General features: G+C 62.9%; 13 protein-coding genes. 7 read left to right on the top strand and 6 right to left on the bottom strand.

Annotation, left to right across the window (positions count from 1 at the left end; genetic code table 11):
* The first annotated feature begins 6 nt into the window (after nt 1–6).
* From ABR989_RS12220 to ABR989_RS12250, 7 genes are all read left to right on the top strand, one after another.
* The gene (locus ABR989_RS12220; RefSeq protein WP_428128889.1) at nt 7–618 is read left to right on the top strand and encodes a TetR/AcrR family transcriptional regulator; all 612 of its coding nucleotides are present in this window, start codon (nt 7–9) and stop codon (nt 616–618) included.
* Nucleotides 619–1,610: 992 nt separating this feature from the next.
* Entirely contained in the window at nt 1,611–2,150 is a 540-nt protein-coding gene (locus ABR989_RS12225) for a dual specificity protein phosphatase family protein (RefSeq protein ID WP_428128891.1), read from the top strand.
* Between the two features lies 1 nt (nt 2,151).
* Nucleotides 2,152–2,928: a CDP-alcohol phosphatidyltransferase family protein gene (locus tag ABR989_RS12230; protein ID WP_428128893.1), complete on the top strand. Its 777-nt coding sequence runs from the start codon at nt 2,152–2,154 to the stop codon at nt 2,926–2,928.
* Complete coding sequence (locus ABR989_RS12235; protein WP_428128895.1) at nt 2,921–4,720, top strand: hypothetical protein; 1,800 nt, start codon at nt 2,921–2,923, stop codon at nt 4,718–4,720. The genes ABR989_RS12230 and ABR989_RS12235 overlap by 8 nt, the downstream gene beginning before the upstream one ends.
* A gap of 26 nt (nt 4,721–4,746) precedes the next feature.
* Nucleotides 4,747–5,436: a nitroreductase family protein gene (locus ABR989_RS12240; protein ID WP_428128897.1), complete on the top strand. Its 690-nt coding sequence runs from the start codon at nt 4,747–4,749 to the stop codon at nt 5,434–5,436.
* Between the two features lie 192 nt (nt 5,437–5,628).
* A complete protein-coding gene (locus ABR989_RS12245) occupies nt 5,629–6,303 on the top strand; it encodes a TetR/AcrR family transcriptional regulator (RefSeq protein WP_428128900.1) in 675 nt (224 codons plus the stop codon).
* 30 nt (nt 6,304–6,333) lie between these two features.
* On the top strand, nt 6,334–6,993 hold the full coding sequence (locus ABR989_RS12250; protein WP_428128902.1) for a methyltransferase family protein: 660 nt from the start codon (nt 6,334–6,336) through the stop codon (nt 6,991–6,993).
* Nucleotides 6,994–7,024: 31 nt separating this feature from the next.
* Here ABR989_RS12250 and ABR989_RS12255 read toward each other — a convergent pair whose 3' ends face one another.
* From ABR989_RS12255 to ABR989_RS12280, 6 genes are all read right to left on the bottom strand, one after another.
* A complete protein-coding gene (locus ABR989_RS12255) occupies nt 7,025–7,969 on the bottom strand; it encodes a P-loop NTPase (RefSeq protein WP_428128905.1) in 945 nt (314 codons plus the stop codon).
* A gap of 349 nt (nt 7,970–8,318) precedes the next feature.
* Nucleotides 8,319–8,771 (bottom strand): TraR/DksA family transcriptional regulator, encoded by a 453-nt coding sequence (locus ABR989_RS12260; protein ID WP_428128908.1) that lies wholly within the window; start codon nt 8,769–8,771, stop codon nt 8,319–8,321.
* A 22-nt stretch (nt 8,772–8,793) separates the two neighbouring features.
* Nucleotides 8,794–10,134 carry a 30S ribosomal protein S12 methylthiotransferase RimO gene (gene rimO, locus ABR989_RS12265; RefSeq protein WP_428128911.1) on the bottom strand — a complete coding sequence of 447 codons (1,341 nt, stop codon included), beginning with the start codon at nt 10,132–10,134 and terminating at the stop codon, nt 8,794–8,796.
* A gap of 113 nt (nt 10,135–10,247) precedes the next feature.
* Complete coding sequence (gene lolA, locus ABR989_RS12270) at nt 10,248–10,925, bottom strand: outer membrane lipoprotein periplasmic chaperone LolA (RefSeq protein ID WP_428128912.1); 678 nt, start codon at nt 10,923–10,925, stop codon at nt 10,248–10,250.
* 25 nt (nt 10,926–10,950) lie between these two features.
* Nucleotides 10,951–13,230 carry a DNA translocase FtsK gene (locus ABR989_RS12275; protein ID WP_428128914.1) on the bottom strand — a complete coding sequence of 760 codons (2,280 nt, stop codon included), beginning with the start codon at nt 13,228–13,230 and terminating at the stop codon, nt 10,951–10,953.
* Complete coding sequence (locus tag ABR989_RS12280; protein WP_428128917.1) at nt 13,227–14,900, bottom strand: ribonuclease J; 1,674 nt, start codon at nt 14,898–14,900, stop codon at nt 13,227–13,229. Before ABR989_RS12280 ends, ABR989_RS12275 begins: the two co-directional genes overlap by 4 nt.
* Nucleotides 14,901–14,927: the final 27 nt, after the last annotated feature.

A 14,927-nucleotide genomic window follows, 5' to 3' on the forward strand; every position in this document is an offset into this window, starting at 1 on the left:
AGCGCAATGGAACGCCACGCCCGACGCGCGCAGGTGCTGCGCCACGCCAAGCGCATCTTTGCCCGCAAGGGATATCACAGGACCAATGTCGCGGACATCATTGCCCGCGCCCGCATCGCACGCGGCACGTTCTACCTCTATTTCGAGAGCAAGAAGGACCTCTTCGAGGAATTGCTCGAGCAGGTCCTGGGCGAGCTGACGGATAGGATTCAGCGTATCCGGCCGGGACCGGGAGAGGCGGACCCCGTCGATCAATTGCGCGCGAACCTGACGCGGGTATTGCGCTACGTGCTGGCCGAGCGCGAACTCACCGACATCCTGCTCAACCATTCGAGCGGCTTCGACCGCGAGATCGACGACAAGATCCGGGATTTCTATGACCGGATCGCGGCGCTGATCAAGCGGTCGCTCGATCTCGGAATCGAGATGAACCTGGTGCGCAACTCGGACACGCGCGCGGTCTCGTACGCAATCCTGGGCGGAATCAAGGAAGTGGTTGGGATGCTCTCGCGCAGCGACGAGCCCGACATCGCCGCGCTGGTCGAGGAAATACTCGGCTTCGGCCTGAGGGGAGTCGCGCGTCCCGAGTTATTTGAAGTTCGTGCGAGCGCGAGGTGACCGCGAAAGCTCTTTTTTGATCTTGCGCCGGAAGAATTCGAACGCATCCTTCGCGAGCGCGAGTGAGCTGCGCCCTGACCCGCCCCGGTCGCCCAAGCGATCGCCGCGCACTTACGGCCCGGTCGCGCTCCCCGGGGCGCAGACGGCCCAGGCCGTTACGTTGGTGCAGTTTCCAACAAAACACACCGCAGCGGTCACTTCAGGCACTGCCACGCTTACGTCCCACGCATTCCCCGTTTCGCTTGGAGCGGACTGAATAACTTGCAATGGTTGGGCAAGAACCGGCTGTACAGGAAGCAGCGGCCCCGCCGTCGATGATGGAACGGGCGGCACTGGCGATGGTGGCACTGGCGTCGGCGACGGCACCGGTAGCGGAGCCAGATTGAATCCACCGCCAAGGACAACGTCGCCGGTTGGACATTGCGCTTCCACCTGGACCGATCCGGCCTGGACTGATCCGGCGGCAAGCGGACATGGAGTTGTCAGGGCCACGTCGCATCCGCATGCGCAGACCTCTTGCGTTTGAGACACGATCTGCGTTTGTACCGAGTCAGACGAACCCGCCGGGTCCGCGCTGTTCCAACTAATCAGGGTCTCGTTCGCCCTGCACGGGCCGTCCGTCGGGATGAGCCGGATGGTTCCGGTCTTCTTGTTTTCGCACCCATAGTACACCGACTGCGCCTGAGCCGTCGTGGCGGCGGCGATGCTCGCTCCAAGTGAGAGCACGGCGGCAAAGAGCAGTTGGCGGAAAATTACCGTTGATGTCGATTTCGTGTGCCGCATACGCCACCTCGCGTCATCGGAAAATTGCGGGCAACTTGCAGGCGCTTGGGAATCCCTATAACTCTCCTAATCCGGAATTTCCATTTTGAATCCTGATTCGGACTAGCACCAACGCCAGGCGGCTTGCAAACGCGAAGTTCGAGCCCGGTTTTGTGCCGCCCGCGTTAAGGTGACGCTGGAATACTTACCCGCCGGATGGTTACATTTGAATGATGGTTGACTTGTTCAGCATTCGCCACGACCGTAGCCCGCGGCCAACTCGCGGCGACCGCCGGCCGTCGGTCAGCGTAATCTCGGATGAATTGTTGGTCGGCGAATATCCCAGTCAGGCTGATATCGGCTGGTTGAAGGATACCTACGGGATTACCGCGGTTCACAATCTCCAGGACGACGACGATCTGCGCCTAAATGGCTTGGACGACGGACGACTGAGCGCGGAGTACACAGCGCATGGGATCGACTATGTGCGCACGCCCATCCAGGATGGCAGCGCAGACGCGATGGCCGAGCGGCTCGAAGCTGCGCTCCACGATCTTCGCGATCTGGTCGGTTCTGGTTCCCGCGTCTATCTCCATTGCAACGCCGGGATGAACCGCGCACCCACCCTTGCGATTGCGTTCCTGCGTGCTTATCGGCAAATGTCACTCGAAGAGGCGATGATGCTCGTCAAAAAACAGCGCGCATGCGGACCGTTCATGACGGTCCTCGAAGAGTACTTCGGGCCGCGCGATTACAAGCCGGAAAAATGACTTGAGCTCATCAGGCGCAGCCGGAAGTTTGCCGCGGCCGATCCCGAGGCAGAAATTTCTCACGGCCTGCGCGTGGGGCGTGCATTTATACACCGCTTTGGGCGCGGCGCTCGGCCTGCTCGCGATCTACTTCGCCTCGCAACGCGACTTCCGCGCGTCGTTCCTCGCAATGGGCGCGGCGACGATTATCGATTCCAGCGACGGTCCCCTCGCCCGCTGGCTGATGGTCAAGACTCGCGTGCCGACTTTCGACGGCGCGCTGCTCGACAACATCGTGGACTACCTCACCTACACCGTAGCGCCGGTGTTTCTGATGCTGGAGGCCGGGATCATACCGGGTTCGCGATGGGGTTTGGGGCTGGCGTGTCTCGTCATGCTCGCAAGCGTTTACGGATTCTGCCGGACGCAAGCCAAAACGGAAGACAATTACTTCCTCGGCTTCCCGAACTATTGGAACCTGGTCGCGTTTTATCTTTTCTGTCTCGGCGCCGGCACCGCCTTCAACGTTGCCGTACTGCTGCTCCTCGCCGTGATGGTGTTCATGCCGCTCAAGTTCATTTATCCAAATCGAACCGTTCCGCTCCGCCCGGTCACGCTCACGCTTGGAATAATCTGGGCGTTTGTGACGGTCGCGGCGGTTCTGATGTTGCCGGCTGTGAATCCCATTATGTTGTGGGCCGGGCTGAGTTTCATCGCTTACTACCTCATTGCGTCGTTCGCGCTTCAGGCGCGCGCCGCGCTCAAGTCCAATCGCAGCCGCGTCGATCTGAATGGCTGAATCCGGGCTTCATAGCGCAACCGCCGCCTCCGAGTCATGGCTCGAGGTGATCGATTCCGATTCTCCCGTGCTCCTGATTACGCCGCACGGCGGCCGCGCCGAGCCACGCACGCGCTCGCTGTCCAATCCCAAGGTCAACGACCTTCATACCGCCGACATCACGCGCGGACTTGCGGCGCGACTTGGCGCGTCGGCGCTGATCAACGTCGCGATGGATCGCAACCGGCTCGACTGCAACCGTCTCTCGCAAATAATCGAACGCGCGCCGTGGCTGCTCGAAATGATCGCGGATCGGGTCGGCGCAATCGTCGCGCGTCATGGCCGCGTCACGGTGCTGCTCATCCACGGATGGAACATTATCGAGCCGCGCCTCGATTTCGGACTCGGACTGCGGAATTCAGGCGGCGAACTGCGGCCGCCCGGTTCCGCTTGCGTCTCGGCCAGCGACGATTTCATCAACGGCCCTCTCGCCGGACTCGCCGACCGCCTGCATCATCATGGAATCAAGCCGACCTATGGCATGCGTTACCCGGGCGGCGGCCTCCAGAACCTGTTGCAGGCATTCACCGCGCGTCATCGCCAAAGTTCGAACGCGCCGCTCAGATCGATTTCCGAAACTGCCATGAACGGTGTCGTCGATGCGGCCCAACTCGAACTGTCTGTCTCGATCAGGATGCCCGGCGAGTTGCGCGCCCGATGCGAAGACGCCATCGCCCAAGTCTTCTCGGCAAACGGCGCTGATTGGCACGCCCCGCGCGCACCTCTCGTTGTAAATCGCGCGCCGCGCCCCCCGGTCGCCAGATCCGAAATCGGCGCGGCCGCCACGGTTGCGGCGTCCGGACGCGTCGGGATCGAATTCTACGACCCGGCGGCGCGTATCGGCGCGATGGCGAGCTTCGACGTCGGCGGCGCCGCCGTGGGCGCGCGAATCATGATGCTGTTCGATCGCCATCGCGCGGCATTATTTACCGCCGAAGGCCGGCCGACACGTTCCAGCAGCGCCGTCACTCACGGTCCGCTCTCGCTCGGGCGCGAGGGCGAATCGATCGTGCTCGCGTTCCGCGGACCCGCCGTGATCGTGCCCGACGCTACCGCGTATCTGAGCATCGAACGCGCGCTGGCCTCGGGGCGGCTGGACGGCGACACCGAAGTTAACGCGCGTTTCGAAATCGATCATGCCGGCGGTGAGTTCGACTTCGATCGGATTCTGTCCGCGCCCGGCGCCGCGCAGGACCGCGCGTCGTCGAGCGCCTCATTCGGGCGAATTGCGGGACAGGTTTGCATCGACGGCGCCGCACGGACCGTGAACGGGTTTGCGCGCGCAGGAATGTCGTTCACCGGACTGGGGCCGGATAAATTCACCGCGCGCCGGATGATTTGGGCGTGTTTCGAAGATAAGGAGGCGCCGCGTGCGCTCGAAGCCCGCTCGATCGCGGCAGGCGACGGGCCGCCAGGCCGCAGCGCCAGGATTCTCGGCGCGGGCGGATGGTCGCCGTGCGAGCTACGCGATCTCACGATAGAGACGCCGTCGGTCGAGCAACCGCCGCATCGTATTTTCGCATCGTTAACGCGCCCGGATGGGTCGTCATGCGAAGTCGAGGGCAGCGTCGAATGCTTTATTCCGCTGTCGCGCCCCGGGCCCGGGAATTCGCGCATCTACACATCGCTCGGGTTCGCGAGGTTTCGCAGCGGCGCCCATCGCGGGGCCGGGATGTTTGAATATTCGCGCGTCGCCGGCTCGGTGCTGACCGACGACGACGAGAGCAACGAATACGATTCCGATACTGATTGAGGTCGGCTTAGAAGGAGGAAAGGAGAATGCACGAAATCGGACTGTTCGAGGCGATGTACTCGGCGCGGGCGATTCGACGCTTCAAGCCCGACCCCGTTCCCGAAGAAGTAATCACAAAAGTTCTCGACGCGGCGATTCGTGCGCCGTCGGCAGGCAATTCGCAAAACTGGGCGTTTCTCGTCGTGCGCGATCAGGAACAGCGCGGAAAGTTGGCCGAAATCTACAGAAAAGCATCTGACGCGGTCGGCTCCTTCTACGCCGCGCGCGGCCGTCCCGCCCATATGACCGACGAGCAGTTTCGTCGATTCGTATCGTCCGGAATGTATCTCTGGGATCATATAGGCGAAGCCCCCGTGCTGCTGGTGGCTTGCCTGAAGCAGGAGCCGCTGCCGCCTCCTGATGCCCTGCCGGCCGCAGCGGTCACTGCATTCTATGCTGCGATGCCGCATCTTGCGCGGATCAGCGGCGCAAGCATTTATCCGGCCGTGCAGAACATAATCCTCGCGTGTCGCGCGCTCGGGCTGGGCACCGTCATGACGACCAATCACATTCTCTATGAGCACGAAGTAAAAGAGGTCTTAGGCCTGCCGACTGATGTTGAGACCTACACGCTCATGCCCATCGGGTATCCGCACAACAAGTTCGGACCGGTGAGCCGCCGCCCCGTGAGCGAGGTCGCGTACGCTGATCGATGGGGCAATTCGTGGCGGGGATAAGGCTGGCTTTACAAGTCATCGCACGCCCCTTCAAAGCCTAGTTTCAGCCGCAGGTTGAGCCCCATCGCCGCATCGTAACGCCGCGAAGCGTCGAGGACCGGCGAGCGGCGCCGGTCGCCCCATTCTCTTATGTCCCCACTGAGTTAGGGTTACTTGACAATTAGGGTATCACTAATTATATTGTTACTTGAGATGGGCCTGAGGGAAGAAAAGAAGGCGCGCCAGCGGCGCGAGATTATGGACCAGGCGGTCGCGCTGTTCCGCAAGCGCGGCTACGATCAGACGCGCGTACAGGACATCATCGCGCGGCTTCGCATCAGCGAGGCCACGTTCTTCAACTACTTTCCCACCAAGGACGCGATCCTGCAGGAGTTCGCGCTGGACCAGGTCGAGCAATTCATCGCATTGCTCAAGCACGAGATGGGCGTGCGCGGCCGAAGCGTACCCGACCGCCTGCGCGAGCTGATGCGCGTGATTGCGCAGGTCGGGTCCCAGGATCGCAAGTTCATGGCGGTGGTGACCACGCGTTCCAATCTCTTCAGCGCCACCGGAGAGATCCGGAACAGGGAGTTCAAGATGTACGAGCTGCTCGCCGAGCTGTTTGCCGAGGGACAGGCGCGCGGCGAGATTCGCGACGACGTCGAGCCGATGCAATTGGCTGAGATTCTGACCGGGATTTATACCTTGACCGGCAACAACTGGCTGATTGGCTGGTGGAACGGCTCAAGCGAAATGCTCGAGCAGCGCCTGCTCCGGGCGCTCGATGTTTTTCTGGCTGGCAGTGGCGCGCGCAGTCTAATCCCGGAACCACCGCGCCGGCCGCATCAGGCTTCCCGTCGCCGGGCAGGCCGGCGGCGCAAAACCTGAGAGCGCGCGTACGCAGAGGAGGAAAGCGCCATGGCAGTTGAGATCTACAAGCTCGCTATTCTGATCGTCGCCAGCGTCTCGTTCGCCCGTTTCGGCGCGATCATCGTTGGAATCCTGCGCGCCTTCCGCAACTACAGACGCGCCTCGGCCACACACTGGGGACTGGTGGAGTTAATGACCTGGCCCGAGATGTTTGTGCTGATGGGCGTCACGCTTTACCTGTTTGTCAACCGCACGACCCCCTCTAATGTCGCCGGCCTCACTTTGCTCGCCGCCCTCGTTGGTGTGGCGCTGGCTCTTGTCGCCGTGGTCGTGTCGGCCTGGGCCTTTGTTTCTCTGCCGACCGTCAGCACCGGTCACTACGTGCTCAACGCGCAGCCGGTGGTACAAAAGGGACCCTATCGATGGGTCCGCCATCCGATATACCTGGGCGTATTTCTGATCTGGCTCGCTCTCGCGTTGGCTTTCGGCAGCGTCTTCACATTTCTGCTTGCCGCGTTGTACGTGTTTCCGGCCTACATTCTCTATATGCGTTCCGAGGAACAGATGATGGCCGCTTCGTACGGTGCGGAATATACGAGCTACTGCCGAAAAACGGGGATGCTATTCCCGCGGCTGCGTCGGGGCGCGGCGAGGAATTTTCCCGTTAATAATCCTCTGCGTGGCGGGAAAGCGGGGCGACTGGGCTGAATGCGATTTCGATACTGATTGAGGCGCGGCGCTAAGCGGGCGTAGCCGCTGCCCGAGTGCGCGCGGCGACCATCGCTTCAACCTGGTTGGCAATATCGGCGAGCACTTTGCCGGTAGGCGTGGACGCGTACTCGCGAACGAACAGCACGCCGCGATCGCTGCTGTCCGCAAGGCGCGGTTCAAACGCGAGCCGCGCCAGGATCGGTACCGCAGCCTCGCGTGCGACTCTATGGAGATCGCCCTCCGGCCACAGAGGCCGAACTGCGCGGCATCCGTCGCAGTTGAAGCCGACCATATTCTCCACGATGCCGACGATTGGCGCGCCGATCGCGCGGCCAATTTTTATCGCCTGACGCGCGGCATTGGTGTCCTGTGCGGACGGAAGACTGAGCAGCAGGACGCCGTCGAGCGCTACCATGGCAGCTACCGAGCACAATCGATCGAGGCCGGTCGCCAGATCGATGATCAAAAAATCGACGCTCCCGAACTGCGTTTGCGCTAAAATTCGCCTCAGCCCTTCGCGATAGCTCAGTTCCACGGGCCGCGTCGGGGCAGGCGCAACCGGCTCGCCGTTGTTGTTGCCGTTGATTTGATCGTAATCATCCACAAAGCTGATCGGTGGCGCTTCGCCGCCGGGAAGCTGATCGCTCGAAACCAGGCGCAGGCCATACGGCCCCGCAGCCGGCTCGATTGCTTCGATCATCGGGTAGGGCCGCTGCGGGTCCATCCCGAGCATCGCCGCGACACTGGGTGAATTCAGGTCCGCGTCAACAATCGCGACCTTGCGGCCTTTCATCGCCAACGCCGCCGCGATATTCACGGCCAGCATGCTCTTGCCGACCCCGCCCCGCGCGCTTGCAAGGGCGATCTTCGCGCCGACGCCGGAAAGATTGGTGCGGATCCGCTCGCGAGCGGCGGCTAAATCGACGGATGGTCCAACGGATCCATCGCTTTCAATATCGGAAAATATCCTCATTGGCCGGTTGCTGAAATCCTGATGCAGCGATCGTAGCGATCGTTGACAACTGCGGCTCCCGCGCAAGCTGTTCTGTCTAGGATGACTGGTTTGGGCAGCACGGTAAACAACGCCCGGCAGGGGTGACCCCTGCACCCAGTATTAAGGCCGCGCTCCGTTGGCGGCGGCATGAAGGAAGAATCACCTGCGCGGTGGGCGGCAGGGGCTGCGGCCCCTGCACCCGCAGTGAGAAGACGCGATGGCAGGGGTGACCCCTGGCCGTGGCGACGGCAGCGCAGTAGTAAGGCCGCGCTCCGTTGTCGCGCGCGTCCCCTGCCAACGGCTTAATACTGCGCTGCCGTCGCCACGGCTAGGCGCTCTCGTCGTCGGCGTCGGTGGAACCTATTTTGCGATAGGTATTGCGCTCGTCGTCGAATCGGCGCTGCGATTTCGCCTCGCGCTCCTGGTCCTGCTGACAATCCCGGCACAGGCGCGAAAATGGCATCGCCTCGAGCCGTTCCTCGGCGATCTCCAGTCCGCAGGACTCGCAGACGCCATAGGCGCCTTCGTCGAGACGCTCGAGCGCGTCGTCGATCTGCTTGAGCTTGACCCGTTCGCGGTCCGACAGGATGAAGTTGATCTCGCGATCGCGCTCTTCGGACGCGAGGTCGTAAGTGTCCATGCCCTCGTCCTTGTTGCTTTCGCGTTCGGCCCGCAATTCGGAATCGATCTCGCCGAGCAGTTTGGTTTTCGTTTCCAGCAGTTGCTCGCGGGTTTTGGCAAGGAACTTCTTTCGGTTCGGTGCAACTGGTTTCTTCGCCATCGAATTTGCGACTCCCGGTATATTAAGCGGCCGCGCCGGCGACGGTTGCGTGCAGGTCGTAGCTGAGCGCCTTGTCGATTCGTGCGCGGACGAACTCGCCCGCCTCCGCGTCGCCCGCAAGGAATACGGAGCCATCGATTTCCGGCGCTTGACCGGACGTTCGCCCGCGTAGTCGCGTGGCGCGTCCGGGCATCGGACCCTCGACCAGCACCTCCATTTCGCGTCCGACCAGGCCGCGATTCCTGGCCAGGGAAATTTCCGACTGCGTCGCCATCAAGCTCGCCCGCCGCGCGCGCTTGACGCGCTCGGGCACCTGGTCCGGCAGGTTGTAGGCGGCGGTATTCTCTTCATGCGAGTAGGTAAACACTCCCACGCGATCGAACTGCTCATCGCGGACAAAATTCACCAGACGCTCGAACGCGGCATCAGTCTCGCCGGGGAAGCCGACGATAAACGACGTTCGCAGCACGACGCCCGGGATGCGTTTGCGCACGCGGTCGAGCAGCTTGACCAATGCCGCGCCCGAGCGCTCGCGGCGCATCGCGCGCAGCATCGCGTCGTCGGCGTGCTGCAACGGCATGTCGATATACTTGACGACCTTGGGCAGCTCCGCGATTGCGTCGAGCAGCTCGGCGCTCACGAAATTCGGATAGCAGTAGAGCAGCCGTATCCAGCGGAGCTCGTCTATTGTCGAGAGTTCCCGGATCAACGCCGCGAGGGAAGACGGCTCATCGAGGTCGCGGCCGTAGGCGGTCAAGTCCTGGGCGATCAAATTGATCTCGCGAACGCCGGCGGCGGCCAGGTTGCGCGCCTCGGCGACGAGGTCAGCCAGCGGGCGGCTCTCATGCAGGCCGCGAATCTTGGGGATAATGCAGAAGGCGCACTTATGATTGCAGCCCTCGGAAATCTTCAAGTAAGACGTGAAGAAATCGCCGGTCTTGATTCGCGGGATTGCCGACGTCGGCAGCAGATGCGCCGCGCCGGCATACGGAATCGGCCGCATTTCGGGTGCTTCGGTGCGCCGCAGCAGCTCGGGCAAATCGAGGAAGTTGCCGGTGCCGACGAACACGTCCACTTCGGGCATCATGGCCGCGAGTTCGGCGGCGTAGCGCTGCGACAAACATCCCGCGACCACCAGCCGCTTGCCAAAGCCGCGCTTCTTGACCTCGGCCGCTTCGAGGATCGCGTCGATTGATTCCTTCTTGGCGGCTTCGATAAACGCGCAGGTATTCACCAACAGCACTTGCGCCTCTTCGGGATCGAGTGTGATCTCGAATCCCGCCGAAGTCAGCGCGCCAAGCATCAGCTCGCTGTCGGCGAGGTTCTTGGGGCATCCAAGCGTGAGCAGGTGAACTTTTTCCATGGCAGAATCGGAAAAACTTACGGGGCTTTTAAAAATACCTGTCGCATACACGCGAGGCAATCGCGGTTGAAAGCGTCATCGCGGCGATTGTGGTTTTCGGGTTTTCTCGAGCGTCACGGCGAGGCCGGCGCCGTCACGACATCCACGCCCGCCGGCGCCTTGAATGCGAAAATCGAATCGGGCAGTTCCACATTATCATGAACGTCGCTGAAATCGATCCTGGTCGTGTCGCCAAGCTGGTCGGTAAGCGTCAGCGTGATCAGATTGTAAGTTTTCGGATCGAGTCCAACTTCAATTTTGTAGCCGCCGGCCTTCGCGTCGAGGATCAAATCGACGAGACCGGTGGGCCTTGCGGGACTTGCGAATGCGGCCTTGAAGTCGCGGTTGATATTGCCGATTCCGAGCAGGAACGAGGTCGCGCTGCTCGATTTGAGCGCCTGCTTGAGCGGAGTTTCGACGACCTGGTTGAGGTCCGGATCGTAGCTGTAGAGCGTCTCGCCGTCGCTGACGATTGTTTGCACTTCCGGCGCCTCGAACTCCCAGCGCATGCGTCCGGGCTTGCGAAATGAAACCGTGCCCTGACGTTTGCGTTTCGGCGCGCCGACGGTCGCGATCTCCTCGCTGAATTTCGCCGAGAATGACTTGGTGTCGCGGTAATGACGCTGCAGGCGATCCAGCACATGCTTCAAATCTTTGCTGACGGGGGCGCTGGACAGTGCGATAGTCTCGGATTGAACGGGTGCCCCAATGGCGAGGAACATCACGATTGCCGCAAAGATCGCTTTCCACATTGTTTTCAGGAAAGTCGCCGCTCGCTCATCGCACGCTGCGCAAGCGGACTTCGCGTGGTTTGGCGCCGTCGGCGGGCATCACGATTCCTTCGCGTTCCATCTGCTCGACCATCCGGGCCGCGCGATTGTAGCCGATTCGAAGCCGTCGTTGGATCATCGAGATCGACGCCTGGTTGGTCTCCATCACGATCCGCACCGCCTCATCATACATTTCGTCCTGCGCGTCCGCGCCGAATCCGGCCCCCTCTTCCACGCCCGGAGCCTTGGTGTCGAGGATTTCCATGCGGTATTCGGGCGCGCCCTGCGCGCGCAGGAAATCAGCGAGCCTGCGAATCTCATGCTCGCCGACGAACGGCCCGTGCAGGCGGCGAAGCCTCACACTGCCGGGCGGCATGAAGAGCATATCACCGGCGCCGAGCAGGCGTTCGGCGCCGATAGAATCGAGAATCGTGCGCGAATCGACCCGCGACGCGACTTGGAGCGAGATTCGTGCCGGCAGGTTCGCCTTGATAAGCCCGGTGATCACATCCACCGAGGGACGCTGGGTGGCCAGGATGAGATGAATTCCGGCGGCGCGCGCTTTTTGCGCCAGCCGCGTGATGTCGCGCTCGACAGTCTTGCCCTCGCCGAGCAGCAGATCGGCGAGCTCGTCGATGACGATCACGATCTTCGGCAGCTTGCGATGCTCGATCTCGCCGACCGCCGGCTGATTGGGATCGTCCGACGCCGGTACGCTCTGCCCCGCCATCTTGAGCTGCGCGATCGACACGCCCGAGGCCAGCGCGTGGTTGTAGCCGTCGATATTGCGCACGCCCAACTCGCGCATCCGCAGGTACCTGCTCTCCATCTCCTGCGTCGCCCACAGCAACGCGGACGCGGCCTTCTGCGGATCGACGACGACCGGAACCAGCAGATGCGGGATATTTTCGTACACCGACAATTCCAGCATCTTGGGGTCGACGAGAATCAGACGCACATCGTCCGCGGTCGCGTTGAACAGAATCGACGCGATCATCGTGTGGAGCGAAACCGACTTGCCGGTTCCGGTCGCTCCGGCGATCAGCAGATGAGGCATCCGGGCGAGATCGGCAGCGACCGGACGCCCGGCGATGTCCTTGCCGAGCGCGATGGTCAGCTGGCTCTGCGCGGCCAGGAATTCCTCGGCCTCGAGAATCTCGCGCAGAAAAATGCGTTCGCGCTTGCGGTTGGGCACTTCGATGCCAACCACGGCCTCCCCGGGCACCGGCGCCTGGATTCGCACCGCGGCGGCTCTAAGAGCCATCGAGAGATCGTCGGCGAGATTGACAACCTGGCTTACCTTGATTCCGGAGCCCGGCTCGAATTTGTACATCGTGACGACCGGGCCCGGCTGTACTTCGACCACCCGCCCCGCGACGCCGAAGTCCGCGAGTTTCTGCTCGAGCACGCGCGCGCTGCGCTCGAGCTGGCTCTCGTCCACCTGCGCATGCTCGGCGGGCGGCAAATCCAGCAGCGACTGCGGAGGGAGTTTGAAAGCACCCTTCTGGCGCGGCTTGGAAGCCGCGGCCCTGTCGCGCTTCTCGCGCGCCGTCGCACCGCGAATCTCCAGCAGCCTGACCTTCAGCGGCGCCGGCCTGCCGCCCACGCCGTCCGGCTCGAGCTCGTCGCCCGCGCCCAGTGAGAACGGGATGCGCGTGTCGTTGTCGCCGCCGGCAAGTTCAAACTCCTCGCGGCGCGGGCGAATTTTGTTGGCGAGTCCGGCCAGCAGCTCGGTCGGCGCCCGCTTGAGCATCAGGGCAAGCCCGCAGATGAATCCGAGCGCGACCGCGATCAAGCCCCCGGCCAGGTTGAGCGAATCACTGAGCAGCGTGGCGATATCCGCGCCAATTTCACCGCCCATCTTTGCGTCGTGCAGATTCCACAGCGCGCCGGCCGCCGCGAGCGCAAGAATCAAAATGATGCCGCCGCCAATCTCGCGCGCGATCGTGACGATTCCCACCCCCGTCCATACGCGCTGCGCCAGCCACGCGACCAATATCATCACGGTGTACGACTGGTATCCCACCAGGCCGCCGAGAGTCGCCGCGATGGCCGCGCCGACCGGACCGCCGAGGTTGGGACTCTGTCCGATATCGACGCTTACGAGGCTCACCGTGCCGAAGGCGGCGAACGCGAGCAGCGCGAGTGCGGATAGCTCGCGAGCGATACGGCTGCCGGGATGTGCGGCAACGAAAACGAAAACCTCCTCGACCGCAGCCCGCGGCTCGCGAGTCGGTGAAGAAGGCAGCTCGAAGGGCGTTTTCTCCTTGCGCGCGATAGGGGTCACACCTCCGTCACGTATGGAATGACCAGCGGCCGCTTGCCCAGCTCATCGCTGAAGTAGCGCCGAATCGCGCGTACGATTTCTTCCTTTACGCGGGGCTCATTGGCGTGCAGGGGGCAACCGAGCGCGCTCAGGCGCCGGGTTAATTCCTCCTTCGCGCGGCGCATGTGCGCAGAAGTGCCATCGCCGCTCACCAGCCCCCGCGAGAGGAGATCGGGGCCCGCAACGATGCGCCCGGTTTTTGACGAGAGGACCACCACCGCCGTTACCGTGCCGTCTCGCGCGAGCACCCGGCGCTCGCCGACCACGGCGGGATCGCCGCCGTCCGCGCCTTCGAGCATCACGCGGCCCGCCTCGACGGTGGGTCCGCGGCGCGCCTCGCCACCGCTGCTGAGAATCAGCGAATCGCCGTCTTCGAGCAGGAAGCAGTTGCGCTCGGGTATTCCCGCGCCGATTGCGAGCGCGACGTGACGGCTCAGATGACGATATTCGCCATGAATCGGGATGAAATGCCGCGGCCGCGTGAGCGCGATTATCTCCGCCAACTCGTCCTGACTGGCGTGCCCCGAAACGTGAACCGGAGCGACCGCGTCGTAAACGACGTCGGCGCCCTGCCGGTAGAGACGATTCACCAGGTTGTTGATGGTGCGTTCGTTGCCGGGAATGAAGCGCGATGACAGCACGACCACGTCGCCATGCTCGATACGCACGCGCGGGTGCGCGTCGGCGGCGATTTTCGCCAGCGCCGAGAGCGGTTCGCCCTGGCTTCCGCTGGCAAGATAGCTCAGCCGGTTTACGTCGATGAACTCGGCCTCGCCCGGCTCGACAAACATCGCTTGCGCAAATGGAAGCTGGCCGGTCTCGAGACCCAGCCGCACGCTCTCCGCCATCGCGCGTCCCAACGGAACGACCCGGCGGCCGAACTCGCGCGAGACCTCGACTACCTGGCGAATCCGATGCAGATGCGACGAAAAGGCTGACAGGAAAAACCTGCCGCGCGTGCGTGATGCGAGCTCGCGCAGGACGGGCTTGAGCGAACTTTCCGAGCCCGAGCGGCCGGGGCGCTCGACGTTGGTCGAATCCGAGAGCAGGACGGCAACGCCTTGCGCGCCAAGTTCGGCGAAGCGTTCGCGATCGAACGTCGCGCCGTCCACGGGAGCGTCGTCGATCTTGAAGTCGCCGCTATGAACCACGACCCCCGCGGGCGTTCGAATCGCGAGAGCAATCGAGTTCGGGGTCGAATGCGTAACACGAATCGGCTCGACGGTGAACGGCCCAGCCTCGAATGCAGCCCGCGGCGCAATCGTCCGCAGATCGACCGGACCGTCGAACTCCGCATCAGCGAGCCGCCGCCGGGTGAAAGCGAGCGTTATATCGGTTCCATAAACGGGAACGTTGAAGCGGCGCAGCAGGTGCGGGATCGCGCCGATGTGATCCTCGTGGGCGTGGGTGAGCACGACCGCCTCAACCGCGACGTGGCTGCGCTCGAGCCACGCCATCTCGGGTATATAGGTACCCAATCCGAGCGCGGGCTCGTCTGGAAACATCACACCGCAATCGATCACGATCGCGCGCCCGGCGCATTCGATCGCCATCAGGTTGAGGCCAATCTCGCCCAACCCGCCGAGCGCCACGATTCGGACCGGAGCGGTCGTGGAAGTGCTTGCCGCCATCGCCCTATCCTGCCTCCCGCACCGAGG

The sequence above is a fragment of the Binatus soli (SeqCode) genome (genome assembly GCF_050015535.1).
Classification (GTDB): Bacteria; Desulfobacterota; Binatia; order Binatales; family Binataceae; genus Binatus; species Binatus soli.

What these genes read in the sequence shown, in the direction of transcription:
- ABR989_RS12235 (WP_428128895.1), top strand. Translation starts at nt 2,921, where the DNA reads ATGGCTGAATCCGGGCTTCATAGCGCAACCGCCGCCTCCGAGTCATGG.
- ABR989_RS12260 (WP_428128908.1), bottom strand. Translation starts at nt 8,771, where the DNA reads ATGGCGAAGAAACCAGTTGCACCGAACCGAAAGAAGTTCCTTGCCAAA.
- ABR989_RS12220 (WP_428128889.1), top strand. Translation starts at nt 7, where the DNA reads ATGGAACGCCACGCCCGACGCGCGCAGGTGCTGCGCCACGCCAAGCGC.
- ABR989_RS12255 (WP_428128905.1), bottom strand. Translation starts at nt 7,969, where the DNA reads ATGAGGATATTTTCCGATATTGAAAGCGATGGATCCGTTGGACCATCC.
- ABR989_RS12245 (WP_428128900.1), top strand. Translation starts at nt 5,629, where the DNA reads ATGGGCCTGAGGGAAGAAAAGAAGGCGCGCCAGCGGCGCGAGATTATG.
- ABR989_RS12250 (WP_428128902.1), top strand. Translation starts at nt 6,334, where the DNA reads ATGGCAGTTGAGATCTACAAGCTCGCTATTCTGATCGTCGCCAGCGTC.
- ABR989_RS12225 (WP_428128891.1), top strand. Translation starts at nt 1,611, where the DNA reads ATGATGGTTGACTTGTTCAGCATTCGCCACGACCGTAGCCCGCGGCCA.
- rimO (WP_428128911.1), bottom strand. Translation starts at nt 10,134, where the DNA reads ATGGAAAAAGTTCACCTGCTCACGCTTGGATGCCCCAAGAACCTCGCC.
- lolA (WP_428128912.1), bottom strand. Translation starts at nt 10,925, where the DNA reads ATGTGGAAAGCGATCTTTGCGGCAATCGTGATGTTCCTCGCCATTGGG.
- ABR989_RS12280 (WP_428128917.1), bottom strand. Translation starts at nt 14,900, where the DNA reads ATGGCGGCAAGCACTTCCACGACCGCTCCGGTCCGAATCGTGGCGCTC.
- ABR989_RS12240 (WP_428128897.1), top strand. Translation starts at nt 4,747, where the DNA reads ATGCACGAAATCGGACTGTTCGAGGCGATGTACTCGGCGCGGGCGATT.